Annotated in this window: 27 protein-coding genes; 14 read left to right on the forward strand and 13 right to left on the reverse strand. The window is 73.1% G+C overall.

Annotated elements, in window-relative coordinates; translation table 11 throughout:
* Window positions 1–33 precede the first annotated feature (33 nt).
* Window positions 34–360, reverse strand: a complete 327-nt coding sequence (locus tag EDD40_RS39315) for a PadR family transcriptional regulator (protein WP_123747379.1) — start codon at window positions 358–360, stop codon at window positions 34–36.
* Between the two features lie 105 nt (window positions 361–465).
* A complete protein-coding gene (locus EDD40_RS39320; protein WP_246038219.1) occupies window positions 466–1,083 on the reverse strand; it encodes a TetR/AcrR family transcriptional regulator in 618 nt (205 codons plus the stop codon).
* Between the two features lie 92 nt (window positions 1,084–1,175).
* On the opposite strand from EDD40_RS39320, the gene EDD40_RS39325 reads away from it, so the two are divergent.
* Window positions 1,176–2,102 (forward strand): NAD(P)-dependent alcohol dehydrogenase, encoded by a 927-nt coding sequence (locus EDD40_RS39325; protein WP_123747381.1) that lies wholly within the window; start codon window positions 1,176–1,178, stop codon window positions 2,100–2,102.
* On the opposite strand, the gene EDD40_RS39330 is transcribed toward EDD40_RS39325, so the two are convergent.
* Window positions 2,103–2,408: a hypothetical protein gene (locus EDD40_RS39330; protein WP_123747382.1), complete on the reverse strand. Its 306-nt coding sequence runs from the start codon at window positions 2,406–2,408 to the stop codon at window positions 2,103–2,105. It lies immediately after the preceding gene.
* Between the two features lie 447 nt (window positions 2,409–2,855).
* On the opposite strand from EDD40_RS39330, the gene EDD40_RS39335 reads away from it, so the two are divergent.
* Window positions 2,856–3,794: a helix-turn-helix transcriptional regulator gene (locus EDD40_RS39335; protein ID WP_123747383.1), complete on the forward strand. Its 939-nt coding sequence runs from the start codon at window positions 2,856–2,858 to the stop codon at window positions 3,792–3,794.
* On the opposite strand, the gene EDD40_RS39340 is transcribed toward EDD40_RS39335, so the two are convergent.
* Window positions 3,712–4,887: a YbfB/YjiJ family MFS transporter gene (locus tag EDD40_RS39340; RefSeq protein WP_123747384.1), complete on the reverse strand. Its 1,176-nt coding sequence runs from the start codon at window positions 4,885–4,887 to the stop codon at window positions 3,712–3,714. The two genes, EDD40_RS39335 and EDD40_RS39340, sit on opposite strands and share 83 nt — an antisense overlap.
* Before the next feature lie 78 nt (window positions 4,888–4,965).
* Between EDD40_RS39340 and EDD40_RS39345 the strand changes: the two genes are divergently transcribed.
* The 3 genes from EDD40_RS39345 (at window position 4,966) to EDD40_RS39355 (ending at window position 7,944) form a co-directional block, all read left to right on the forward strand.
* Window positions 4,966–5,547, forward strand: a complete 582-nt coding sequence (locus tag EDD40_RS39345) for a TetR/AcrR family transcriptional regulator (protein ID WP_123747385.1) — start codon at window positions 4,966–4,968, stop codon at window positions 5,545–5,547.
* A gap of 70 nt (window positions 5,548–5,617) precedes the next feature.
* Complete coding sequence (locus EDD40_RS39350; protein ID WP_123747386.1) at window positions 5,618–7,000, forward strand: FAD-binding oxidoreductase; 1,383 nt, start codon at window positions 5,618–5,620, stop codon at window positions 6,998–7,000.
* Window positions 7,001–7,194: 194 nt separating this feature from the next.
* Window positions 7,195–7,944: a GH12 family glycosyl hydrolase domain-containing protein gene (locus tag EDD40_RS39355; RefSeq protein WP_123747387.1), complete on the forward strand. Its 750-nt coding sequence runs from the start codon at window positions 7,195–7,197 to the stop codon at window positions 7,942–7,944.
* Window positions 7,945–7,996: 52 nt separating this feature from the next.
* On the opposite strand, the gene EDD40_RS39360 is transcribed toward EDD40_RS39355, so the two are convergent.
* The gene (locus tag EDD40_RS39360) at window positions 7,997–8,542 is read right to left on the reverse strand and encodes an isochorismatase family protein (protein ID WP_123747388.1); all 546 of its coding nucleotides are present in this window, start codon (window positions 8,540–8,542) and stop codon (window positions 7,997–7,999) included.
* A gap of 37 nt (window positions 8,543–8,579) precedes the next feature.
* A complete protein-coding gene (locus EDD40_RS44550) occupies window positions 8,580–8,711 on the reverse strand; it encodes a hypothetical protein (RefSeq protein ID WP_281277840.1) in 132 nt (43 codons plus the stop codon).
* A gap of 193 nt (window positions 8,712–8,904) precedes the next feature.
* Here EDD40_RS44550 and EDD40_RS39365 point away from each other — a divergent pair, with 193 nt between their 5' ends.
* The 4 genes from EDD40_RS39365 to EDD40_RS39380 all read left to right on the forward strand — a co-directional run bounded on the left by EDD40_RS39365 (window position 8,905) and on the right by EDD40_RS39380 (window position 11,610).
* Window positions 8,905–9,357, forward strand: coding sequence for a VOC family protein (locus EDD40_RS39365; RefSeq protein WP_123747389.1), 453 nt, complete (start codon window positions 8,905–8,907; stop codon window positions 9,355–9,357).
* 75 nt (window positions 9,358–9,432) lie between these two features.
* Window positions 9,433–9,705, forward strand: coding sequence for a GlsB/YeaQ/YmgE family stress response membrane protein (locus EDD40_RS39370; protein ID WP_123748621.1), 273 nt, complete (start codon window positions 9,433–9,435; stop codon window positions 9,703–9,705).
* Window positions 9,706–9,769: 64 nt separating this feature from the next.
* Window positions 9,770–10,876 (forward strand): sensor histidine kinase, encoded by a 1,107-nt coding sequence (locus EDD40_RS39375; protein ID WP_123747390.1) that lies wholly within the window; start codon window positions 9,770–9,772, stop codon window positions 10,874–10,876.
* Complete coding sequence (locus EDD40_RS39380; protein ID WP_211348350.1) at window positions 10,873–11,610, forward strand: response regulator; 738 nt, start codon at window positions 10,873–10,875, stop codon at window positions 11,608–11,610. Before EDD40_RS39375 ends, EDD40_RS39380 begins: the two co-directional genes overlap by 4 nt.
* On the opposite strand, the gene EDD40_RS39385 is transcribed toward EDD40_RS39380, so the two are convergent.
* A complete protein-coding gene (locus EDD40_RS39385; protein ID WP_123748622.1) occupies window positions 11,529–11,873 on the reverse strand; it encodes a DUF6223 family protein in 345 nt (114 codons plus the stop codon). The genes EDD40_RS39380 and EDD40_RS39385 overlap by 82 nt on opposite strands.
* Window positions 11,874–12,262: 389 nt before the next feature.
* Here EDD40_RS39385 and EDD40_RS39390 point away from each other — a divergent pair, with 389 nt between their 5' ends.
* Together EDD40_RS39390 and EDD40_RS39395 are read left to right on the forward strand one after the other, a co-directional pair.
* Entirely contained in the window at window positions 12,263–12,622 is a 360-nt protein-coding gene (locus tag EDD40_RS39390; RefSeq protein WP_123747391.1) for a hypothetical protein, read from the forward strand.
* A 37-nt stretch (window positions 12,623–12,659) separates the two neighbouring features.
* Window positions 12,660–13,334, forward strand: coding sequence for a TVP38/TMEM64 family protein (locus tag EDD40_RS39395; RefSeq protein WP_123747392.1), 675 nt, complete (start codon window positions 12,660–12,662; stop codon window positions 13,332–13,334).
* A 1-nt stretch (window position 13,335) separates the two neighbouring features.
* Here the strand turns inward: EDD40_RS39395 and EDD40_RS44665 are convergent, their stop codons facing one another.
* From EDD40_RS44665 to EDD40_RS39410, 3 genes are all read right to left on the reverse strand, one after another.
* A complete protein-coding gene (locus tag EDD40_RS44665; protein WP_123747393.1) occupies window positions 13,336–15,345 on the reverse strand; it encodes a serine hydrolase in 2,010 nt (669 codons plus the stop codon).
* A gap of 4 nt (window positions 15,346–15,349) precedes the next feature.
* Window positions 15,350–17,110: a glycoside hydrolase family 3 protein gene (locus EDD40_RS39405; protein ID WP_123747394.1), complete on the reverse strand. Its 1,761-nt coding sequence runs from the start codon at window positions 17,108–17,110 to the stop codon at window positions 15,350–15,352.
* Window positions 17,111–17,411: 301 nt separating this feature from the next.
* Window positions 17,412–20,330 carry an AfsR/SARP family transcriptional regulator gene (locus EDD40_RS39410; protein WP_170185371.1) on the reverse strand — a complete coding sequence of 973 codons (2,919 nt, stop codon included), beginning with the start codon at window positions 20,328–20,330 and terminating at the stop codon, window positions 17,412–17,414.
* Window positions 20,331–20,553: 223 nt separating this feature from the next.
* Here EDD40_RS39410 and EDD40_RS39415 point away from each other — a divergent pair, with 223 nt between their 5' ends.
* Genes EDD40_RS39415 through EDD40_RS39425 form a run of 3 tightly spaced genes read left to right on the forward strand, consistent with a single transcriptional unit; the run spans window position 20,554 to window position 22,295 of the window.
* Complete coding sequence (locus EDD40_RS39415; RefSeq protein WP_123747396.1) at window positions 20,554–21,006, forward strand: peptidase inhibitor family I36 protein; 453 nt, start codon at window positions 20,554–20,556, stop codon at window positions 21,004–21,006.
* 57 nt (window positions 21,007–21,063) lie between these two features.
* A complete protein-coding gene (locus tag EDD40_RS39420) occupies window positions 21,064–21,990 on the forward strand; it encodes a hypothetical protein (RefSeq protein WP_123747397.1) in 927 nt (308 codons plus the stop codon).
* Window positions 21,991–22,007: 17 nt separating this feature from the next.
* Window positions 22,008–22,295, forward strand: coding sequence for a hypothetical protein (locus EDD40_RS39425; protein WP_148089062.1), 288 nt, complete (start codon window positions 22,008–22,010; stop codon window positions 22,293–22,295).
* Here the strand turns inward: EDD40_RS39425 and EDD40_RS39430 are convergent.
* The 3 genes from EDD40_RS39430 to EDD40_RS39440 all read right to left on the reverse strand — a co-directional run bounded on the left by EDD40_RS39430 (window position 22,280) and on the right by EDD40_RS39440 (window position 24,267).
* Complete coding sequence (locus EDD40_RS39430) at window positions 22,280–22,855, reverse strand: hypothetical protein (RefSeq protein WP_170185372.1); 576 nt, start codon at window positions 22,853–22,855, stop codon at window positions 22,280–22,282. The two genes, EDD40_RS39425 and EDD40_RS39430, sit on opposite strands and share 16 nt — an antisense overlap.
* The gene (locus EDD40_RS39435) at window positions 22,852–23,376 is read right to left on the reverse strand and encodes a hypothetical protein (RefSeq protein ID WP_123747400.1); all 525 of its coding nucleotides are present in this window, start codon (window positions 23,374–23,376) and stop codon (window positions 22,852–22,854) included. The genes EDD40_RS39430 and EDD40_RS39435 overlap by 4 nt, the downstream gene beginning before the upstream one ends.
* 291 nt (window positions 23,377–23,667) lie before the next feature.
* Window positions 23,668–24,267, reverse strand: a complete 600-nt coding sequence (locus EDD40_RS39440) for a TetR/AcrR family transcriptional regulator (protein WP_123747401.1) — start codon at window positions 24,265–24,267, stop codon at window positions 23,668–23,670.
* Window positions 24,268–24,335: the final 68 nt, after the last annotated feature.

Consider the following 24,335-nt stretch of genomic DNA (forward strand, 5'->3'; position numbering starts at 1 on the left):
CGCTGGTGGGCTCCCGGCAGGAGGTCCGCAAGCTCATTCCCCGCCCTCTCGGAGCTTCTCGATGCGCGACGTGACGTACTCCCACTTCGCCCAGAACGTCGCGAGCCGCGCGCGTCCCGCGTCGTTGAGCGCGTAGAACTTGCGGGGCGGACCGAGCCCGGACGGTCGTTTCGCCACCTGGACGAGCCCGTTCTTCTCCAGTCGCAGCAGAATGGTGTAGACCGTCCCCTCGACGACGTCGGCGAAGCCGAGTTCGTTCAGCCGGCGCGTGATGGCGTACCCGTAGGTCTCCTCGCTGCCGATGATCTCCAGCACGCAGCCCTCCAGCGTGCCCTTCAGCATCTCCGTCAGGTCGTCCATCGCGGTCCTCTTCGGTCCTTCCCGGTACTCGGTGATACCGAGTACCACTACAAGGTATCACGGAGTACCGGGCATCCGGGTGGGCCCGCCGCGAAGTGGGCCTGGTCAGCCGAGCGCGCGGTCCAGGCCGAGGCGCACCGGCGGCGGCAGCGGGTCGCGGGCCCGGAACGCCTGGAGGAAGTAGGCGACCAGGCGGCGCGAGGCGGCCACCGCCTCGTCCACCGAGTCGGTGACGAGGCCGTTGTTGGCCATCAGCACGAGCGTCAGGTCGTCGAGGGCGAAGTCCGGCCGGAGCACGCCGATGCCCTTGGCGCGTTCCACCACGCCGGCGAACGCCTCCTCGGCCCGCGCGCGCATCTCGTCCACCGGCACGGCGTCCGGGAAGGCGGTCAGGAACGCGGCGCTGAACCCCCGGTCCCGGGCCTGCATCTCGCACAGCTTCTCCACCACCCGGCAGAAGCCGCGCCACGGGTCGGCGTCCTGCGCCGCCCGGTGCACCTCGCCCGTGCACGCTTCGAGCTGCTCCGCGAACACCTCCCTGACCAGCGCCTCCTTGGTGGGGAAGCGGCGGTAGAGGGTGGCCACGCCCACCCCGGCGCGGCGGGCGATCCCGGTCATCGACACGTCCAGGCCTTCGGCGGCGAACGCCTCCCGCGCCGAGGCGATGATGCGGTCGCGGTTCTGCCGCGCGTCCACGCGCAACCGAGTCGTCTCACGGGTCACGCCTCTCACTTTAGCCCAAGCGGAAGGTGCCCTCCGGTTAGCGTGTTAACGTCGAAGTGGAAGGTGTCTTCCGCTTATGCGAGGGGTGAGGGATGCGCGCAGCGCTGTTCGACCGGTACGGGCCGCCGGAGGTCTTGTACGAGGGCACGGTGCCCGACCCGGAGGTCCCGCCGGGGCACGTGCTGGTGCGGGTGCACGCGGCCAGCGTCAACGGGGGCGAGCGGATCGACCGGACGGGCCGGATGAGGGTCCTGTTCGGCTCGAAGTTCCCCAAGCGGGTGGGCATCGACTTCGCGGGCGAGGTCGTGTCCGGGCCGGGGTTCGCGCCCGGCGCGCACGTGTGGGGCGGCTTGCCGCGCGGTCGGTTCGGCAGCGCCGCCGAGTACGTCGTCGTGCACCCGCGCCAACTCGCGCCCAGTCCCGCCGGCCTCGACCTGGTGCGGGCCGCCGCGTTGCCGGGTGTCGGCACGACCGCCATCACCGCCCTGCGCGACAAGGCCGGGCTCGCCCGCGGCGAACGGCTCCTGGTGCGCGGCGCGAGCGGGGGCGTGGGCAGCGTCGCCGTGCAGGTGGGCAAGGCCCGCGGTGCGCACGTCACCGCCCTGGCGGGCGAGCGGGCACTCGACTTCGTCCGCGAGCTGGGCGCCGACGAGGCGGTCGACTACCGCACCGATCCCGCCGACCTCGGCCGCTTCGACGTCGTCCTCGACACGTACGGCAGCTCACCGCGCACGTACCGCCGCCTGCTCGGACCCGGTGGCCGCATGGTCGCCATCGCGTTCCGCTCCGCCGGTGACGTCGGCTACCTCCTCGCCTCCGCGGTGTTCGGCGCGCGGCGCGTCCGGTTCTTCAGCGGCAACCCCAAGTCCGAGCTGTTCGCCGACCTCACCGCGCTGGTCGAGAGCGGCGCGGTCCGGCCGGTGGTCGACACCGTCCACCCGCTCGCCGAGACCGCCGCGGCCCACCGCGCGCTCGAAGCCGGTGGCGTGCGCGGGAAGCACGTGATCCGGGTCGTGTGATCAGACGAACGGGCTGACCGCGTTCTCCGCCCCCACCAGGGCCGCGCCGCAGAGTTCGAGGTTCACCCGGGGGAGGAGCATGCCGTGGCGCGCGGCCACGTTCGCGTCACGCCACATCCGCTGCAACGGGCTGGAGTCGGCGAAGCCGCGCGAACCGTGCGCGTGCAGCAGCGTTTCCAGCGCGCGGGTCACGTGGCGCACGGCCACGGTCTCGTCGGCGACCCGGCGTTCCGCGTCGGCTCGCGCGGCGGCGGCGGTCAACCGCGGTGCGAGGTCCGCGATGGCGGTCAGGACGTCGGCACTCATCACGGAAACCCCCTGCGACGGCGACGGCGAGTGGCCCAGCGTCGCATCGCGGGTCGGTGGACCGGCACGCCCGTTCGCGTGGCCTCGCCCGCCGAACAGGGGAGGCGTGGCGTGATGGACGAGATGCACGAGGTGTGGCGGATGCTCGCAACGGCGCGCGGTTGGTGGCCGGTGCGCTGTCGATGGGCGTCGTCCAGACGGTCGGGCGCGTGTGCCCTTCGCCGTGACCGGTCGGTCCACAGTGGAATCGTCCGTCAGGGGACACGCTGGTCGGCGATGTTCCGCATGCCTTCGGGCCGAGGGCGTGGGCCGCCTGTGCCCTGACGAGGTCCAGCCCGGTCGGCGGCATTCCGCCTGACGTCGACTTGGCCCCCGGTGCGAACGCGTGCACCCGCGCCGGCTCGCGTTGCGGACGGCCCGAGTCCGGGCCACGTCTAAGGTCCAGGTGTGCCGATCGAACTCAGCCCCACCGCGCGAGCCTTGCGCGCCGTGGAGATCCTCCAGGCGCGACCCGGCGTGACGGCCGGTGAGCTCGCCGCCGGGCTGGGCGTGACGGAACGGGCCGTGCGGCGGTACGTCGGCATCCTGCGCGAGGCGGGCATCCCCGTCGAGTCGACCCGGGGCCCCTACGGCGGGTACCGGCTCGGGCGGGGCACGCGGCTGCCGCCGGTCGTGTTCACCGAGCCCGAGGCGCTCGTCCTGGTCATGGCGGTGCTCGACCACCCGGCCGACGACCTCGTGGACGCGGCCCTGGGCAAGGTGGTCCGGGCGCTGCCCGAGCACGTCGGCAAGCAGGCGGCGGCGTTGCGCGAGCACGCGTCCGCCGCGCCCGACCGCAGCGCGATCCGCCCGGACCCGGGTACGACCAGCGCGCTCGTCGCCGCGATCGCCGCCCGACGGCGCGTGGTGGTGACCTACCGCCCCGACTCCGGCGGCGAGTGGGAGACCGAGGCGGACCCGTGGGCGGTCGTCGTGCGGCACGGGCGTTGGTACCTGCTGTGCCACTCCCACCGCGCGGACGCGGTCCGCACCTACCGGATCGACCGGGTCCGCGCGGTCCGGCAGACCGAGCACGGGTTCGAACCGCCCGCGGACCTCGACCCGGTCGCGGTGGTGGAGGAGAACCTGGGTGCCGGTTGGGAGTTCCCGACCCGCGTCGTGTTCCACGCGCCGGCGGAGAAGGTGGCGCCGTGGGTCCGGCCCCCGATGGGCCGCCTCGAACCGCTGGGCGACGGGTGCGTGCTCGTCGGCAGCACGAGCAACCCGGCCATGTACGCGCAGGAGTGGCTGGCGACCGTGCCGTTCAACTTCCGCGTCGAGGGCGGGCCGGAGCTGCGGGCCGCGGTCGCGGCGCTCGCCGCGCGCTTCGCCGCCGCCGTGGACTGACCGCGATCACCGCCGCCAGGGCGCACAGGACCGCGGTCCAGGCCAGGGTCGCGTCGGTCGAGGTGCGGTCGGCCACGAGGCCGGCCAGCCACGGCCCGGCGGTCTGGCCGGCCGCGAACAGGGTGGTGAACGCGGCCAGCGTCGCGGTCAGGTCGGCGGCCGGCACGGCGTCCCGGATGAGCGCGGTGACGGCGGCCGGCACGCCCATGAACGTCGCGCCGTAGACGATCGCGGAGCCGAGGATCACCAGCGGCGTGGGCGCCACCAGGGCCAGCGCCGCCCCACCTCCCAGCACGCCCAGCAACGTGGCCGGCGCGCGGGCGCCCGGCCAGGCGGCGATCGGCCGGCTCCACAGCACCGGCGTCGCCACCACGGCCAGCCCGAGCGCCGCCCACGTCAGCACCACCTGCCAGGTCGGGGCCCGGCGCTCGACCAGGTAGGCCGACAGGAACGTGATGTAGGTGATGTAGCCGAGCGCGAACAGCGCGTACGCCGACGCGACCCGCCAGAGCGGGCGCACCCGCGCCCGACCGGCCGTCGCGGCGGGCGCCTCGCCGTCCGCGCGGGCCGCGGTCCAGGAGGCCAGCGCGGCCACGCCGGCGGCGACGCCCAGGACCACCCAGGCGGCCCGCCAACCGTCGCCCAGCAACGGGATCGCCACGCCGCCGAACGCGATGCCCAGCCCCGCGCCCGCGAAGTACACGGTGATCGGCGTGCCGGACCCGACCCGGGTGGCGATGCGCGAGGCGATCACACCGCCGGCGATGAACACCACCGCCCCCGCCGCGCCGGCCGCCGCGCGCACCACCAGCAGCACGGCGAAGTCGTCGCTGATCGCGGTGGCCGCCAACGCGACGGCCGTGCCCGCCATGCCGCGGCGGAACGCGGCCGTGACGCCCGAACGGCGGACGACGGCCGCGGTCACCAGCGCGCCGAGCAGGTAGCCGAGGCCGTTGGCGGCGCTCATCGCGCCGGCTTCGGCCAACGTCCAGCGCAGGTCGTCGCGCATCGCGGGCAGGAGCAGCCCGTAGGCGAACCGGGCGAGCCCGAGCGCGGACGCCGTGCCGAGCGCGAGCCGAACGGCTTGCCACATCCGTGCCCCCGGAGATCGAACCGATCGGTACCATCAGCACGCTAGCAGGCGATCGAACTGATCGGTACCATCCGGGTCATGCCGGTGGCCAAGGGCTCCACGATCGATCCGGGACGCACCCGGGCCGCGATCCTCGACGCGGCCACCCCCGTGCTCTACGAGCGCGGCCTCGACGGCATCGGCGTCGCCGAGCTGTGCACGCGCCTCGGGGTGTCCAAGGAGACGCTCTACCGGCACTTCGGCACCAAGGACGGCCTGGTGCGGGCCGTGCTCGAAGCCCGCAGCGAGCGGGTGACGCGGTCGCTGGCCGCCGCCGTCGCCGCCGCCGGACCCGATCCCGCCGACCAGCTCACCGCCGTGTTCGACACCTTCCAGCAGACCTACGACGAGCCCCGGTTCCGCGGCTGCGCCATGCTCAACGCCGCCGCGCAGCACCACGTCGAGCCGGTGCGCGCCATCACCGCACGCCACCTGGACCGGTACCTCGACACGCTCGTCGGCATCGCCGAACGCGCCGGGGCCGCCGATCCGGGGCTCCTCGGGCGGCAGCTCCTCATGCTGGTCGAAGGCGCCACCGTGGTCGCCACGCACCACGGCCCGACCGGGGCGGGCGACCACGCCCTGCGCGCCGCGCTCGTCCTGCTCGCTGCCGCGTCCTGACCGCACCGAACCCGTTCGGCGGAGTGGCGCGGCGGGCGGCAGCGGCACCATGGGCACCGGGGGAGTGCTCATGCGATTCGGTCGGAGAACCTTCATCCAGGCAACCGGACTCGTCGCGCTCGGCGGGTGGGACAGCGATTGGGCCCGGCTGCGCCGCGTGCTCACCGGCAGGCTGGTCCTGCCCGGTGACGACGTCTACGACACCGTGCGCAGGCCGTACAACACCGTGTACGCGCACCGCAGGCCCGCGGCCGTCGCGCTGTGCGCCGACGAGTCCGACGTCGCGCGGTGCCTCGACTTCGCCGCCCGGGAACGGATCCCGGTCGCCGCGCGCAGCGGCGGGCACAGCTACGCCGGCTACTCGGTGCCCGAGAACGGTCTCGTCGTCGACCTGTCCGCGTTGCGCGCCGTCCGCGTCGACCACCGCGGGCGGGCCGAGGTCGGCGCGGGCACGCGGATGATCGACCTGTACGACGAGCTGGCGCGGACCGGTCGGTTGCTGCCCGCCGGGTCGTGCCCCACGGTCGGCATCGGCGGCCTCACGTTGGGCGGTGGGATCAGCGTCGTCGGGCGCGAGTACGGCCTGACGATCGACCACCTGCGCGCCGCGCGGATCGTCACGCCGGGCGACCGGCCGCGCCGGACCGACGAGCACGCCGAACCCGACCTGTTCTGGGCGCTGCGCGGCGGCGGTGGCGGCAACTTCGGCGTCGTCACGTCGTTCACCTTCGACACCGAGCCCGCGCCGGACGTGACGGTGTTCCTGCTGGACTTCCCGGCGGACGCGGCGACCGACGTGCTGGGCGCGTGGCAGGAGTGGGCGCTCGGCACCCCGGACGGCCTGTGGTCCGCGTGCAACGTCGCCGCCGGCGCCCCACCGGTCGCGGGCGTGGCCGGCACCTGGATCGGGTCCGCGCGGGAACTGGGCCGGCACCTCGACCGGTTCGCCGCGAAGGTCGCGCCGACCGGCCGCGCGGTCCGCCCGATGGACTACGGCGCCGCCATGCGGTTCTTCGCCGGCTGCCTGCCCGAGTGCCGGCCGGACGACGGCTCGCCGTTCGTGGCCTCCTCCAGGATGCTGCACCGGCCGGTCGACCCGGCGCGGGTCGTCGCGCTGCTGGACGGCCGCCGGACGGGACGGGTCCAGTTCGACACGTTCGGCGGCGCGATCGCGCGCGTGCGGCCGGACGCCACCGCGTTCCCGCACCGCGACGCCATCGCCAGCGCGCAGGCGTACGTCGACGTGGTCGGCGTCGACGAGGCCGAAGCCCGCCGGATCACGGCGGAGCTGCGCGACGGCATCGGCCACGGCACCGGCTACGTCAACTACATCGACCCCGACATGCCGGACTGGCCGACCGCCTACTACGGGCGGAATCTCCCACGCCTGCGCCGGGTCGCGCGCCGCTACGACCCGGACCGCGTCCTCGCGTTCCCGCAAGGGCTCGTCTGACCTCGCTCGTCGCGTCGCGGCCCGATCACCGTGCCGTCGGGCGGTCCGCCGCCGGGCGGGCCGACGGGTGCGGGCGCTCGTCCGATTCGGCCGTGTGCGCGATTCGAGATAGGCGGCAGAGGGTGTTCGGGGCTACCCTGGGAGCGCTCCCAGGAGAGATTCCCCGCCGTCGTGGACCCTTCGGAAGGAGTTCCATGCGAAGCACTGTCCGCGCGTTCGTGCTGGCCGGGCTGATGGCCGCGTCCGCGGTCGTCGCCGCAGCCGGGCCGGCCCAAGCCGACACCACGATCTGCGAGCAGTACGGATCGACCACCATCCAGGGCCGCTACGTGGTCCAGAACAACCGCTGGGGCACGTCGGCTACCCAGTGCATCAACGTCACCTCGACCGGTTTCCGGATCACCCAGCAGCAGGGCTCGGCGCCGACCAACGGCGCGCCGCTGTCGTACCCGTCGGTGTTCCTCGGCTGCCACTACTCCAACTGCTCGCCGGGCAGCAACCTGCCCATGCAGGTCAGCCGGATCCGCAGCGCGTCGTCCTCGATCAACTACAGCTACGTGGGCGGCACGTACAACGCCTCCTACGACATCTGGCTCGACCCGACGCCTAAGACCAACGGGGTCAACCAGATGGAGATCATGATCTGGTTCAACCGCCAGGGCTCGATCCAGCCGATCGGCAGCGCGGTCGGCAACGCCACCGTCGGCGGTCGCACCTGGCAGGTCTGGCGCGGCAGCAACGGCGCCAACAACGTGATCTCCTACGTCGCGCCGTCGCCGATCACGTCGTGGTCGTTCAACGTGCTCGACTTCGTCAACGACGTCCGCAACCGCGGCGCGATCACCACGTCCTGGTACCTGACCAGCATCCAGGCGGGCTTCGAGCCGTGGAACGGTGGCACCGGCCTGGCGGTCAACAGCTTCTCGGCCTCGGTCAGCGGCTGATCCACCGAACCGGCCGGTCCGGGTGTCCGCCCGGACCGGCCTCTCGGCGCTCTCACGGCCCGAACGCGACCTGCGCCGCCGGGACCAGTCGCACCGTCCCGCCGGGGTGGACGGCCGTGCTGAGGAGCCGGTTGTGCCGGTCGACGACCTGCTCGGCGGTCAGGCGCGCCCCGGGGTCGCCGTCGGCGGCCGGTGAGTGGCCGTCGCTCACCAGCACGACGTCCAGGCCGTGGCTCAACGCCGACCGCGCCGTCGCGTCCACGCAGTAGTCGGTGGCCAGGCCGGTCAGCACCACCGTGTCCACGTCCCGCTCGGCGAGCAGCGCCGCGAGGTCGGTGCGGTAGAACGCGTCGGTCGCCGTCTTGTCGACCACCACGTCGGTCGGCTCCAGCCGGAGACGCGCGCTGATCCGCGCGCCGGGCGAGTCGGGGTCGAACTCCGTGCCGCCGGGCCCGACCTGCCGCAGCGCGATCACCGGCACACCGGCGCGGCGGGCCTCCCGCGCCAACGCGGCGACGCGGTCGGCCAGCTCCTCGCCGCGCCAGACGAGCGGCACCAGCACCTCCTGCACGTCGACGATCAGCAGCGCCGCCCTCATGCCGGCGCGGCCTGTCCGCGGCGCGAGCCGTTGCCGGTCAGTTGCTCCACGTGCAGCCGTTCGGCCCGACCTGGGCGCCGCTGTCGGCGGACGCGGTCGCGGTCGAGCCGAGGACGATCGTGCCGATCGCGATCGCGAGGACCGGCAGCAGTCGCAGATCCCTTGCCATGTCGCGTTCCTTCCCGATTCGACGGAGTTCGCCTGACGAGCGCAGGCGCGGTCAGTGTCGCAGGGAAGGGGCGGCGCGAGGCTCGAACGACGACGGTCGCCCGACCCGTCACCCCGTTGCCGCAACGCCGCGGACACCCGGTCGGCGGCCCGCGGTTTGCGACGACCCCGTTGTAACCCTCATAATCGGTTACATGGCACTGAGCTGGAAGCTGGTCATCGACACCAGGAACGCACCCGCCCTCGCGGACTTCTGGGCCGCGGCCCTGGGTTACGAGGTGGAGGATCCGAGCGCGCTCATCGAGCAGCTGCTGGCGGCCGGTCACCTCGGCGCGGAAGCGGTCGTCGAGCACAACGGCCGCAAGAACTTCCGCGGTTACGCCGCCGTCCGCCACCCCGACGACCCGTTCGACGCGACCAGCGGCGTGGGTCGCGGCCGGCGGCTGCTGTTCCAGGACGTGCCCGAGGCCAAGTCCGGCAAGAACCGCCTGCACGTCGACGTCCACGGCGAACCCGGCGGACTGGCCGACCTGGTGGCCCGGTTGGAAGGGCTCGGCGCGACCCGCGTCGGCGAGTTCGACAAAGGGCCGGCCGGGCACTGGTGGGTCATGCGGGACCCGGAAGGTAACGAATTCTGCGCATCGTAGGGACGAAACGGACACGGAGGAGTGACGGGTGCGTCGATCGGGTAACTGAGGATCACTTGACTCGAAGGAGTGATCGTGCCCGTCTCCGGAATCGTCAGCGCCCTCATCGTGGGTCTGATCATCGGCGCCCTCGGTCGGCTCGTGCTGCCCGGCAAGCAGAGCATCCCGATCTGGCTGACCATCGTGGTCGGTGTCGTCGCGGCCTTCATCGGCACCTTCCTCGCCAACGCGCTCGGCGTCGGCGACACCCGCGGCATCGACTGGATCGAAGTGATCATCCAGGTCGCGCTCGCCGCCGTGGGCGTCAGCCTGGTCGCGGGCTTCTACAGCCGCAAACGAGTCTCCTGACCCGCACGCCCGACTTCGCCGAAGCCTGACCTCCCGCTCACCGGCCGGGGGTTAGGCTTCGGCCATGTCGAGGTGGCGCGGCCGGACCGCGGACACCGCCGTGGCGGTCGCCGCCGGCCTGGTCTCGCTGCTCGGGCTGGTGGTGCAGGCGCGCGGCATCGGCGCCCCGGCCGAGTGGGCGGCCCTGGCCGTCGTGCTGCTCTCCGCCGGCGCGCTGGTGTTCCGGCGCCGCCACCCCGTCCCGGTCGGCGTGGTGGCGTTGGCCGCGGTGAGCGCGTACGGCGCGTTGCTGCACCAGCCCGGCCCGATCATGGTCGTGTTCGTCGTGGCGCTCTACACCGTCGTCGACGAAGGCCACGTCGCCGTCGCCGTCGGACTGGGCGTCGCCTCGGTCCTCGCCTTCGCCTTCGCGGACGGCTTCAACCGGACCGGCAACGGCGCGACGTTCCTGCACGCCGGTTGGCTCGTCGCGGTCATCGTCGGCGTGACCCGCAACCGCCGGGCCTACCTCGCCGAAGCGGAAGCCCGGACCCTCGCCGCGGAGCAGCGGCTGGAGGAGGAGACCCGGCGCCGGGCCACCGAGGAACGGCTGCGCATCGCCCGCGAGCTGCACGACGCGCTGGGCCACCACCTGTCGCTGATCAACGTGCAGGCCAGTGCCGCGCTGCACCGCCCGGACCCGGCCCGGACCGAGCAGGCGCTGACCGCGATCAAGCAGACCAGCAAGGACACCCTGCGCGAGCTGCGAGCCACGCTCAACGCCCTGCGCCAGGACGGCGAAGCGCCACCCGACCTGGAGCGCCTCGGCGACCTCGTCGCGACGGCGGGCCGGTCGGGGCTGGAGATCCGCGTCGAGCTCGCCGAGACCCGGCCGCTGCCGCCCGAGGTCGGCCGGGCCGCGTACCGGATCGTCCAGGAGGCGCTCACCAACGTGACCCGGCACGCGGGGGCGACCGCCGCCGTGGTCCGCGTCCGACCCGACCACGACGACGTGCTCGTGGAAGTGGAGGACGACGGCACCGGCGCGCCGGGCGTCCCCGGCAACGGGATCCTCGGGATGCGGGAACGGGCGCAGGCGCTGGGCGGTTCGCTGAGCACCGGCCCGCGCCCGGACGGCGGCTTCCGGGTCCACGCCCGCCTGCCGCTGCGCGCGGACCCGGTGCCGGCGTGATCCGCCTGCTGCTCGCCGACGACCAGACCCTCGTCCGCGCCGGTTTCCGGTCCATCCTGGACGGTGAGGACGGCATCGAGGTGGTCGGCGAGGCCGCCGACGGCGCGGAGGCGGTGCGGCTCACCCGGCACCTGCGACCCGACGTCGTGCTCATGGACGTCCAGATGCCCGGCTTGGACGGGTTGGCCGCCACGCGGGAGATCACCGCCGGCTCGGCCGTCCGCGTGATCATCCTGACCACGTTCGACCTGGACGACTACGTCTACGGCGCGCTGCGGGCCGGTGCGAGCGGCTTCCTGGTCAAGGACACCGAGCCGGCGGAGCTGATCCACGGCGTGCGGGTCGTGGCGCGCGGCGACGCGCTCATCGCGCCGTCGATCACCCGCCGGCTGATCGCCGAGTTCGCCAACCGCGCCGCGCACCCCGACCCCGGCCCGCGGCTGACCGCGCTCACCGACCGCGAGCGCGAGGTGATGGCGCTGGTGGCCGCCGGCCTGTCCAACGACGAGATCGCGGCGCGGCTGGTGCTGAGCCCGGCCACGGCGAAGACCCACGTCAGTCGCATCATGACCAAGACGCGGGTCCGCGACCGGGCCCAGTTGGTGATCCTGGCCTACGAGTCCGGTCTCACCGTTCCGGGCTGGCTGGCCGATCAGGCGGTGGCGCGACGGGACCGGGCCAGCGCCACCCCGCCCAGCGCCACGGCGGCCGCCCCGACCACCAAGGCCACGTAGGCGCCACCGCGGCCGTTGCCCGTGCCGATGCCGCTGTCGGCCGTGACCGCGACGAGCCCGCCCAGGGCCAGGCCGACGACCCCGCCGGCCAGGGACACCGCGGCTCCGAGGCGTCCGGTGCCGGTGCCGAAGCGGCCGGCGGGTCGGGTCAGGGCCAAGACCCCGACCACCAGGCCGACCAGGCCCAGCACCCCGCCGAGGCCGGCGCCGATCCGGCCGGGGCTCATCGTGTAGGCGCTGACGGCGGTAAGCGCAGTGGCCATGTGCATCAGGGATTCCTTCGCTCGGGCGACAAGTGCGAGCAGCGTAGGAACCGGGACGGGCGCGAGTCGTCGGGCCGGAGTTGTCGATCGGCCTACCACCGGGGTCGTACGCCTGCCGCACGCCGTACCACCGCAGTGGTGGTGGGACCCGTCACGGACACCTCGGTCGTGCTCGTGGTCCTGCCCGCCGGTCGGCCCGACGAACCGAAGAAACGGTTGACGCCGCTGGAGGTCCGGCGCCCACCCGGCCCGGGAGGTCGGTGGTCGAGTCGGTGGTCGTCGACGCCCGACCGCCGTGATCCGGTACCCCCGCTGGGTATGCTACGTTCTCCGCCATACCCGGCCGGGGTATCAACCGTCCCACTGGCTCACCGCAGCATGGAGATCAGGTGCCCGAAACGAGCAAGTTGACCGTCTGCCGAGGCTGCTGCTGCGGCACCGTCGCGAAGCACCCGGACGTCGACCACGCGACGCACTTGCGGAAGTTCCGCGAAGCCGCGGGGGAGCGCGCGGTCACCGTGGCCAACTGCCTGAGCTCCTGCGAGTTCTCCAACGTCGTCGTGGTCAGGCCCGCCCGGGGCACGGGCGCCCGTCCGGTGTGGCTGGGCGGCGTGCTCACCGACGAGGCGGTGGAGCACGTCCTCGACTGGGTCGCCGCGGGCGGCCCGGGGCGGGCCGAGATGCCCGCAGGCCTGGTCGACCACCTGATCGCCCGGCCGGCCGACGACCACGCCGCCGCGGGTGGCTGACCCGCCAGGGGACGGCGCCGCGCGGCGAGGACCTACGATGACGGCCTCGAGCGTGAAGGAGTCCGGGAGAGCTGTGCGGCACGTGCGGGTGGTCGGACTGGCCGTCGTGGTCGTGGTGCTCGCGGTCGCCGCCGCGGTGCTCGACCTGCCCGACCCCGAGCAGCTCCGGGGTTGGATCGACGGCAACGGCGTGCCGGCGCCGCTGGTGTTCTTCGCGGTGTGCGCGGTGGGCACGGCGGCGTTCTTCCCGAAACCGGTGCTGGCCGCGGCGTCCGGGCTGTTGTTCGGCGTCCTGCCCGGCCTGGCGATCGCGGTGGCGGGCTTCACCGCGGGCGCGGTGATCGCGTTCTTCGTCGCCCGGCTGCTCGGGCGGCCGTCGGTGGCGCGGTGGCTGGGTTCCGGCAGGCTGAAGGCGCTCGACGCGGTCTTCGCCCGCGACGGCCTGGCCGCGACCGTGGTGCTGCGCCTGCTGCCGGTGGTCCCGTTCGCCGTCTCCAACTACGGCGCGGGTGTCACCGCGGTCGCGCCGACGTCCTTCGCCGCCGGGACCGCGCTCGGGCTGCTGCCGACCACCGCCCTGGCCGCGACCCTCGGCGACGCCGCGCTCGACCTCGGCTCACCCCGTTCGATCGCGGCCGGTGCGGCGTGGCTGGTGCTGGCCCTGGTCGGGGTCTGGTGGGGCAGGCGGCTGCTCCTGCGGTCGAGGGACTGACTCACCGGTCCAGCACGGCACGCGCCAGGTCGTCGGCCACCACGTGCCGGTAGGGGTTGGTCGCCGGCCCGGCCGCCGTCGGGTGCACGCGGTTGGTCAGCAGCAGCACGAAGGACCGGCTGCCCGGCTCGATGACCAGCGAGGTCCCGGTGTAACCGGTGTGACCCACCGTGTACGGGGTGGCCAGCATGCCCATGAACGCGGGCTTGTCGACGTCCAGGCCGAGCCCTCGGGCGGCGCCCGGGATGGCGGCGTTCCAGTTCGTCGTCATCGCCCGGACGCTCTCCACCCGCAGGACGCGCCGGCCGCCGTACTGGCCGCCGTTGAGCAGCATCTGGGCGAAGACGGCGAGGTCGTGCGCGGTGGAGAAGACCCCGGCGTGCCCTGCCGTGCCACCGAGGTACCAGGACGTGGAGTCGTGCACCTGCCCCCAGATCAGGCCGCGTGAGCCGCCCGCGTACTGCGTCGGCGCGATGCGCGGCCGCAGGCTCTCCGGCGGCGTGAACATGGTGTCGCGCAGCCCCAGCGGCTCGGTGACCTCCGCGGCCACGAGGTCCGGCAGCGACCGGCCGGTGACCCGTTCCAGCACCTTGCCGACCACGATGAGGCTCAGGTCCGAGTAGACGTACCGGGTACCCGGCTCCGACCGGAGCGCCACCGCGTAGACCGCGGCCAACCGCTGCTCGACCGTCGGGTACGAGCCGAGCGCCAGACCGGCGGGCAGCCCGGACGTGTGGGTCAGCAACTGCCGGAGCGTGACGTCCTGCTTGCCGTTCTGGGCGAACTCGGGCAGGTAGCGCGCGGCGGGCGCGTCCAGGTCGATCAGGTCGCGCTCGACGAGCCGCATCGCGACCGCGGTGGTGAACAGCTTGGAGATCGACGCCACGTCGAAGATGGTGTCCTCGCGCATCGGGATCCGCTGGTCGGGCGGCAGTTCGACGCCGTCGGACCCGTAGCGCAACGCGTCCCCGACCGCCGCGTGGCGGGCGATCACGCCGTTGCGGGCGACCAGCACCACGCCGCCGGGGAAGGCCTGGGGTGACGCGAGCACGCCTGCCTCGACGTCGGGCACCAGCCGGTCGACGTGCTCGGCGGCCAGTCCGGCCTGCCGCGGCGTGCCGGGCCGCAGGCGCTGGTCCGGCAGCGCCGCGTGCCAGGGGGAGCCCGGCCGCCGGGTGATGGTCACCTCGGCCACCACCGGCAGGTGGTCCGACGCGCCGGTGGTGATCACCCGCGCCTCGCGCACCCGGGCCGGGTAGCCGGCGGCGACGTAGTCGATGCGCTTGGCCGGCGCCGCCGCCGGGTAGGTCAGGCCGGGGGACAGCGGGTTCGCCACGGCCCACGCGTCGACCAGCTCCGTCCACAGCGGAGCGAGTTCGGGCGCGTCCGGCGGCGCGTTGAAGTCGCCGAGCAGCACCCGCGCCTCACCCCGGTCCTCCGCCAGCACGCGCAGCATGTCGGCGACCTGGGCCCGGCGCACCGCCGGATCGGCGCGGTAGTCCAGGTGGGTGTTGTAGACGTGCACGCGTTCGCCGCGCACGTCCAGCTCGACCTCCGGGAAGCCCGGCGCGGGCTCGGGCGTCGGGTTCGGCACCTGGGTCGACAGCCTGGTGATCGAGTGGTTCGCCGCCGCGACGACGGGGTGCCGGCTGAGGACCGCCACGCCGTACCGCCGCCGCGGCAGGCCCGGTTCCGCCGGGTCCAGGTCGTAGATGGGCGCGAAGTAGACCTCCATGCCGACCGCCTCCGCGAGGTCCGCCGCCTGGTCGCGCCACTCGCTGCGCGCCATCCAGTGGACGTCGACCTCCTGCAACCCCACCACGTCGGCGCCGGAGGCCGTGATGTCCGCGGCCACCCGGCCCAGGTCCAGCCTGCCGTCCACGCCGACGCCGGTGTGGATGTTGTAGGTCATCACGGTCAACTCCGGGTCCGCGGCGCCCGCCGGCTCGGCCGTCGCGGACGGGGCCGCGCACAGCAGCGCGCACAGCACGGCGGTCGTCAGTCGGCGCATCGGCTCAGCCCTCCCAGGTCAGGCCGTGGCCGAACGGGTGCAGCGCGGTGGAGGGGTCGCCCGCGACCGGGATCGTGACGGGCAGCTTCCCGACCGGGGCGTGCTCCCCGTACAGCACCCGCACCGCCGACTCCATCGAGACCTCCGTGTAGGAGTAGGTCGCGAGGTAGGTTCGCGCCTCCGGGAAGTACGCGATGTCGTAAGGGTCCCGGACCGCGATGACGACGACCGGTTTCCCGGTGGCCAGCAGCGCCTTCACCAGGTTCTGCTGGCCGACGTCGGTCCACGCCTTGTTGGTCGCGACGATCGTCAGGTCGGCGGCGTTCGCCCCGGCGACCGCGCGGTCGATCGTCGCCTGGTTCGGGTTCGCGCCGGTGGCCAGGGCGTTCGCCGTCGCGGCACGGCGGCTCACGGCGGTGGCGAGCCGTTGCGGCACCGGGTCGGCGGTGGTCCCCCAGCCGGTGGTGAAGACGGAGGCCGGCGGGGTGCGCAGGGGCAGGATTTCGTTGCGCACGAGCGTCGTGGTGCGGTCCGTGATCCGCTGCGCGGCTTGCTTGTTCGGCGTGGTGCCGACGACCTCCGGCAGCTTCGCCGGGTCGACGAACCGGTCGTCGAACAGGCCGCGCTCGGCCTTCATCCGCAGGATCCGGCGGACCGACTGGTCGATGCGGCGCTCGGTGAGCTCGCCGCCGCGCACCGCCGCCAGCACCGCGTTGAACGCGAGGTCGATGTTCGGCGGCATCAGCAGCTGGTCGACGCCCGCTTTCAGGGCCAGCACGGGCACGCGGTCGTCGCCGTACTTCTGCCGGACGCCGGCCATCCCGAGCGAGTCGGTGACGACCACGCCGTCGTAGCCGAGCCGGTCGCGCAGGATGCCCGTGATGATCGGCCGGGAGAGCGTGGCCGGGTCGCCGGCCGGGTCGAGCGCGGGCACCACGATGTGCGCGGTCATGATCGAGTCGATGCCGGCCGCGATGGCGCGGCGGAACGGCGGCGCGTCCAACCGCTCCCAGTCCTCGCGGCTGTGCCCGATCACCGGGAGGCCGGTGTGGCTGTCCACGGCGGTGTCGCCGTGCCCGGGGAAGTGCTTGGCGGTGGCCGACACCCCGCCCCGCTCGTACCCCCGGACCTGCGCCTCGACGAGTCGGGCCGTCAACTCCGGGTCCTCGGCGAACGAGCGGACGCCGATCACCGGGTTGAGCGCGTTGACGTTGACGTCGGCGACCGGCGCGAAGTCCTGGTTGACGCCCATCGCGCGCAGCTCCCGGCCGGCGATCAGGGCCGCCTCGCCCGCCGCCTCCGGGTCGCGGGCCGCGCCCAGCGCCATGTTGCCGGGGAACGGCGTGACCGGTTCCCCGATCCGCGACACCACGCCGTACTCCTGGTCGGTGCTCACCAGGGCGGGGATCGAGGACACCCGCTGGATGCCGTTCGAGAGCGCCGCGACCTGCGCGGGGTCGGCCGTGTTGCCGGACCACGCGAAGTAGATGATGCCGCCGAGGTGGTACTTCCCGATCAGCTGCTCGGCGTTGTCCACGCCGTGCTGGCGCCGGTTGGCGGCCACCGAAGCCGGGTCGGCCGTGTCGACCGTCGCGCCGTAGGCGTAGGTGACGAACAGCTGGCCGACCTTCTCCTCCAGGCTCATCCGCCGCACCGCGTCCGCCACCACGTCGCCGGTGGCGGACGCGGTGACCGCCGGGGCCGAGGCGACCAGCAGGGCCGACACGCCGACGAGCACCTGTCGACGGTTGAGGATTTTCCTCATGCGCTCTCCTACAGTGAGGAAATCACCATTCCGGTCGAATGTACGCATTCCCAGCCGGCACCGACATCGTCCGTTAGGGGGGATCGGCCGGACCGCGCCTCCGCCGACGGCGACCGCGGCGGCGGGCCAGGTCGACGCGGCGGCCGGCCGGATGAGGGCACCTCCGACCCGATGTGCACCCGAGTGCGAGCCAGAGTCACGGTCAGGTCAGGCCGTCACCGGTGCCCGCCCGCTCCCGGATGCCCGCGCCACCCGGGCAGCGCAGCGCGGCTCCCTCGAGGCTGAGCCAGGACGAAACGCCTCATCGGGTCACCGCTGTCGCGGACCGCGCCGCGCGGATGCGGTCGTGGATGCTCGCGGCGTCGGCGTGCAGGCCGCGGTCGGCGTAGATCGTGGCGGCCTCCCGCCAACAGGCGACGGCTTCCTCCACGTGGCCGAGTCGGTGCAGGGAGGTCGCCAGGATGGCGAGCGGAGGGGCGAGGGTCTCGTCCTGGCTGCCGAGGGAACGGCGACCGAGGGCGATCGCCCGCCGGCAGTGGCCGATGGCGGTGTCGTGGTCGTTGACGCCCTGCCAGGCTCCGGCCAGGACCGCGAGCGCGCACGCCTCGCCGTCGGGGTCACCGATCCGGCGCCGTAACCGCGCGCTGCGTTCGGCGTGGTCGATCGCCTGTCGGTGGGCGCCGAGGTCGACGTGGACCGCGGCGATCATCCCCTCGACCACCGCCTCCCAACGACCGGTGTCGAAGCCGCGGCTGAGCGCGAGGGCGTCCACGAGGTGGCCGAGCGCTTCGGTGTGGCGGCCCTGCCGGCGCAGCAGTTGGCCGAGCTCGTTCAGGGCGGCGATCCGGATGTGGGTGTTGCCGACCTCCTGCGCCACGGTGACCGCACGGGCCAGGTCGGCCTCGGCGTCGGGCCGGTGCAGGTGGCCCAGGGCCTCCCCGCGGGCCAGCAGGACATTGGCCTCGTGCGCGCGGTCGCCGACTCGGCGCGCCGCGATCAGCCCCACGTCCGAGGTCTGGATCCGCTCCTCCCAACCGCCCATCAGGATGAGGAACCCGAAGGCGTCGACCAGCTCGACGGCCTGCCGGTCCATGCACCGGTCGACCGCGTGGCGCAGGGCGGCGACCAGGTTGGCCCGCTCGTCGGTGAACCAGGTCCAGGCGTGGTCGCGGTCGACGACGGGATGCGGGTGGTCCGGTTCGAGCAGGTCGGTCACCAGGCGGGTGCTGGTGGGGTAGAGCTGCTTGTCGGCGACGTGGGCGGTGTGGTTGTACCAGGTCAGCAACGCGTGGGTGGCACGGCGGCGATCGGCGGCGCTGTCGTGGTGGCGGGCCAGCTCGGCGGCGTAGGCGCGCAGCAGGTCGTGGAAGCGGTAGCGGCCCTTGGCGACCGGTTCGATGAGGTGCGCGTCCGCCAGGGCGTCGAGCAGCAAGCGCGCCCGGTGCGGTGGGAGGTGGGCGAGTGCCGCCGCCGCGGGCGGTGACAGGTCCGGACCGGGGTGCAGGCCGAGGCGTCGGAACAGGAACCCTTCCGGTCGGGGGAGCTGCTCGTAGGACCAGGCCAGCACTTTGCGGACCGCGGCCCGGGGGTCCTGCCCCCAGGTCAGCGCATCCAGCCTGGAGTCCTCGTCGACGAGTTCGGCGACGATGTCGGCGACGGAGAGGTGCTGGTGGGCGGCCACGCGCCCGGCGGCGATCCGCAGCGCCAGCGGAAGTCCGGCGCACAGCCGGATCAGCTCGTCCACGGCGACGGTCTCCGCGTCCGCCCGCGCCGGGCCGATGATGCCGACGACCAGGCTCAGGGCTTCGGGCGGCGACAGCACGTCGAGGGTGAGCCGGTGGGCGGCGTCCGTCACCACGAGGCCGGTGAGGTTGTCCCGACTGGTGACCAGCACCATGCAGCCCGGCGTCCCGGGCAGCAGCGGTCGAACCTGCTCGGCGCTGTTGGCGTTGTCGAGCACGATCAACACCCGGCGTCCCGCCAGCAGCGTTCGGAACAGCCCGGAGCGGGCGCCGAGCCCCGCGGGCACCGCCGCGGCCGGCACCCCGAGCGCCACCAGGAAGTCGTCGAGGGCCTCGTCGGGGCTCGCGGGCCGACCGGGACCGTAGCCGCGCAGGTTGGTGTGCAGCGTGCCGTCCGGGAACCGGTGCTGGACGTGGTGCGCCCAGTGCATCGCGAGCGTCGTCTTGCCGACGCCTCCAGAGCCGTCCAGCGCGGAGATCACCACGGCGTGCCCACCGTGCTGACCGCTCTCCGGCGGCAGCAGGGCGTCCAGCGCGGCCAGGTGGTCGGCACGACCGGTGAAGTCGCGGATCGACTGCGGCAGCTGCCGTGGCACGGGTGGCGCGGCGGTCCCCGGCAGGCTCGTGACCGGGATCTGCCGGTGCCGGGTGGACCGCCGGTCCAGCCCACCGCTGCCGAGGTCTTCGGCGGCCCCCGCAGGGCTTCTCCGGTGCCGGCGGAGCCCGCCGTCCCGGTGGGGCCGGGCTTCGCCGCGCAGGATCCGCTGGTGCAGCCGGCTCACGTCGGCCCCGGGATCGACGCCGAGTTCCTCGGCGAGTCGGTTCCTCAGCCGGCCGAACACGATCATCGCGTCCGCTCGCCGGCCGCAGCGGTCCAGCGCGTCCATCAGCTGCGCGTGCAGGCGTTCGCGCAGCGGGTGCTCGTGGACCGCTTCCGCCAGCTCGTCCACCACCTCGCGATGCTCGCCGAGTTCCGCCAACCAGTCGGCGTACAGCTCGAGCGCGGTGAGCCGTTGCTCGGCCAGGCGCATCGCGGACCTGGCCAACGTCGGGCTGTCGAGGCCGTCGATCGCGGGACCCCGCCACAGGCCCAGTGCCGCCCGGACGTGCTCCACTCCCCGGTCGAGGGCGCCTTCTCCGACGCAGTGCCGGGCATCGGCGACCCCTTTGGCGAACCGCAGGGAATCGAGTTGGTCCGGGCGAACCCTGATCCGGTAACCGGGGTCTTCCGTGGTGATGACCTGCCGGTCGACATCCCCCAGTCGTTCCCGCAGCGCCGAGACGCAGTTGCGGACCTGCTTGACAGCGGTCGACGGCGGTTCGTCGCCCCAACCGACCTCGACGAGCTTCGCCAGCGGCACCACGGAATTCGGCGCCAGCAGCAACGCGGCCAGCACTCGTTGCTGACGCGGACGAGTCAGCTCCAACCGCCCCCGCGCCGTCCGGACCTCCAGCCGTCCGAGCACACCGAAGTCCATCCCCCCGGCTCCCCCCTCATCGGTCACCGGTAGTGACGTTCTCACAGCATAGCGCGGTGGTCGAACCAGGAGTAGACGCCGACGAGGCAGCCGACGAGGACGCCGTGATGACGCCGTGAGGACGGGCGGAGGACCACCTCCGACAGGGTGAGGTCCGTTCCGGGCACGGCGACGCCGAGCGCCCGGTCCAGGTGCGGCAAAGCGCCACGAACCAGGAGGATCCATGCGCGTCACACGAAGGTTGGTCGGCCTCGCGGCGGTCATCACCACGGTCATCGGAAGCTTCGCCATCGCTCCGACGGCCTCGGCTGCGACGATCGAGGGGTGCCGCGAGGCCTACCTCTGCTTCTACTTCAACAGCAACTTCGAGGGTGCCCGCGCCGACTACCTGCTCTCGGACGGGGACCTCGACAACGAGAAGTTCAACAACGCCGGCACCGACGGGAACGGCTTCAACTACGTGGTGAAGAACCACGCGGCCTCGGTCGTCAACAACTGGTCCTACTACGCGACCGTCTACTACAACAGCGGCTGCAACGGCAGCGTCGCGTCGCAGTCGTTCGGCGCGTACGGCAAGGGCAACTTCACCGAGCCCATGAAGAACGACAACGCGAGCTTCAAGTGGCCCACGAGTTCGGGCACCTTCAGGGACTGCGCCAACCGGGACCAGTTCTAGTCGGACGACCGGGTCGCGCCGACCAGGCGCGACCCGTCGGGGATCGGAGGTCCCACCGTGGTCGCACCCGACCGCACGCCACGCCGCGCAGCCGACTTCATCGCGGGTGCGCTCGCCGCGGCGATAGCGGTGTCCGCGCTCGTCGGATGCTCGACGACACCCACCACCACACCCGATTTCGGCGCGGCCGACCTCGATGCGGCACTCGGGAGGGTGCCCGCCGACCTGTCGGCGGTGCGCGGCCTCGACCTGCCGCTCGACCGGTCGCTGCTGACACCGGTCCAGGAGCTGGAGGTCATCAAAGCGCGCAACACCTTGATGGAGCGGTGCCTCGCGGACCACGGGATCGCGTTCACCTTCCCCGTCGTCGATCCCGCGCGGGACGCCGCCAAGCCGAGGCGGCACGGTCTCGTCGACGCGGACGAGGCCGCGGCGTACGGCTACCGCGACCCGGCAGTGCTCGCCACGCGAGACGCCGGCAGCCAGGCCGCCGCTCAGCCGTCGCCGGACGTCGTCTCGTTGATCACCGGCACGCGCCGGGGCGAGGTCGGCGGCCGGGAGGTGCCGCCCGGGGGTTGTGCGGGGGAGGCGGACCGGGGGCTCGCGGCCGATGCGAAACCCGGCCAGGAGCCGCTGAGCCTGACGCTGAGCCGGCGCAGCCACGAGATCACCGCGACCACCGGGCCGGTGGTCGCCGCCGCCGCGGGGTGGTCGCGGTGCATGGCGGAGGCGGGCTTCGCCTACGCCGGTCCGGATGCCGCGATCAACGACCCCGCGTTCAGCGCCGGGTGGCCGTCCGGGCACGAGCTGGCCGTCGCCACCCGGGACGTGGCGTGCAAGGAGCGCGTCGAGTGGGTCAGGACGTGGGTCGGGGTGGAACGCGCCGTGCAGGACGTGCTCGTCCGGCAGCACGACGACGACTTGGCAGGCGAGCGGCAGCACAAGGATCGACAGCTGGCCGTGGCACGCGAGGTCAACGGCTGACGGTCCGGGTGGTGGTCATGCCGAACGTCACCGCCGCACACGGCATCGGCAGTGCCGCGCGGCAGGACGGAACGTCGGTGAAGGCCCTCGGGCAGCTCGATGAACCGCCCGGGTTCCGGCGGGGATACGGGGAAGCACGGGCGAACACCCTGCTGGACTGGAACAACTCCGCCCTCTGGTGCAACCGCACGAGGACGCAGTCCATCGACCTCGACGCGGACGTCGTCGGTGGGGCCACTGTGGTCGTGGTCGGGATGGCCGACGAGAACGCGGGCTCCTACTTGGCCTGTCAGGTGAAGACGTAGGTGCCGACGCCCGAGGTGGTGGTGAGGCCGGGTTCGGCGAGGCAGGCGAGGAGGTCGAGGGTGAGCAGTTCGACGACGTGGGTGGTGGAGTCGCCGGTGAACTTGCCGGCGGTGACCGTCCCGGTTTCGGTGATGACCAGCGTGCCCAGGACGTAGGTGGCGGACCGGTTGTAGTCGATCGTGCTGGTCTCCCCGGTGTTCCAGGTGATGGTGTACGAGCCGATGCCGGACGCCGCGAGGTTGGTGCACGATCGGTTGAGACCGCGCACGGTCGCCCGCACGTGCCCTCCCGTCACGGCCGGGTCGGTGGGAGACGTGCACGACAGGATGTTGTGCACGTCGACGTCCACCGGCCGTGGCGTGGTCAGCAGACCGGGGGAGTAGGACACCGACTCGTTCTCGGTGCAGAGGAGGTCGACCGGCGCCGCGTGTGCGGAGGATGGCGAGAACAGCAGGGACGACGCGATCAGCGCGGTCGTGGCGGAGAGGGCGGCCTTCACCCGGGCGGTGTTCCTCGGACCGCCGGGGCGGTCGTCCGCGTCCATCCTCGGCCGGTTCACAGGACCGCGGTGAACGTGACGGTGCCGCTGACGCTGGTCAGGCCCTGCGGGGTGAGGCAGGCGGTGAGGTCGGTGGCGGGCAGGACCTTGGTCTGCACGACGGTCGCGCCCTGGAACAACCCGGCGACCACGGTGCCGGTCAGGACGAGGACGGTGGTGCCGCCGGGCTTGAGGTTGACCTCGAAGCCGCCTTGGACGGTGCTGCTGTGCCCGGTGTTCCAGTGGTAGGTGGAGGTGTTGGTGGTGGAGCCGGCCAGGCAGCTGAACGTGCCGCTGACCAGGGAGGTGAAGGTCGCGCCGGTGATCTCGGGGTGGCTGGGGGACGCGCAGCCGCCCAGCGTGCCGGTGGCGCTGAAGTCGATCTGCCTGGGCAGCAGGGTCATGCCGGGGGAGTAGGTGCCGACCTGGGTGCCCAGGGCGCAGTTGACGTCCACCACGGACGCCGAGGCGGGCAGGTGGAAGATTCCCGCGGCGCCGAGCAGCCCGCCGACGACGGCGACGATCAGTGAACGCAGGCGCATGCGGATCCCGTTCTCGCAACAAGTGGTGGACGGGTCGAGTTTCGCGAGCGGCTCGTCCGTCATCAATCGGCTGAACGGCTTGCGGTGGGACACCGTGCGTGGGCGTTGTCCGCCGCGGAACTGCGGGATCACTCTGTGCGGTTTCCCGGGACGGCATCTCCGATGAGGCGGTCCCGTGCACGGACGCGATCATCGCGTTTCGGGCTGCCTGCGGCACGGAGTTCCCAAGGCCACCGCGAGATCACCGACGACGTCGAGGTCCCGCGGTGGCTGCGTCCTCGACGTTCCGTGTCAGGGGCGGAAGGCGCGGAGGGCGGCGGTGACCAGGGCGTCGGCGAAAGGGGCGTCCAGGGGGCCGGAGCGCAGGAGCCAGCGCTGGGTCAGCGGCGCGTACAGCAGGTCGATGAAGAGGTCGAGGTCGGTGTCGGCGGGTAGTTGGCCGGCGGCCTGGGCGCTGCGCAGTCGTCGGCGCTTCGCCTCCCGCATCGGGCTTTCCATCTTCTCCCGGTAGACGGCGGCCAGGTCGGGGTCGTTGATGATCTCCGTGTTCAGCGCGCGGATCGGGGCCTCGAACGCCGGGTCGGAGAACTCGGCCGCGGTCGCGCGGAGGACGGTTCTCAGGTCGTGCTCGAGGTCTCCCGTGTCCGGCAGCTCGATGCCGCCGCCGTCCGGCCGTTCGCTCAGCACCAGCAGGGAGTCGAAGACGACCGCGCCCTTGGACGGCCACCAGCGGTAGATCGTCTGCTTGCCGACGCCCGCGCGGGCGGCGATGGCCTCGATCGTCAGCTTGGCGTAGCCGAGGTCGCCGATGAGCTCGCGCGTCGCGGTCAGGATCGCCACCCGGGAGCGTTCGCTGCGGCGCGTGCTGTTCGGCGTGGGGCTGGTGGGCATGGGGGCACTCTACTCGGAACGAGACGGTTCGTCTTGACTTGCGCCCAGGGGTCTGTCAGGGTTCTCGC

This window comes from Saccharothrix texasensis (genome assembly GCF_003752005.1).
Classification (GTDB): Bacteria; Actinomycetota; Actinomycetes; order Mycobacteriales; family Pseudonocardiaceae; genus Actinosynnema; species Actinosynnema texasense.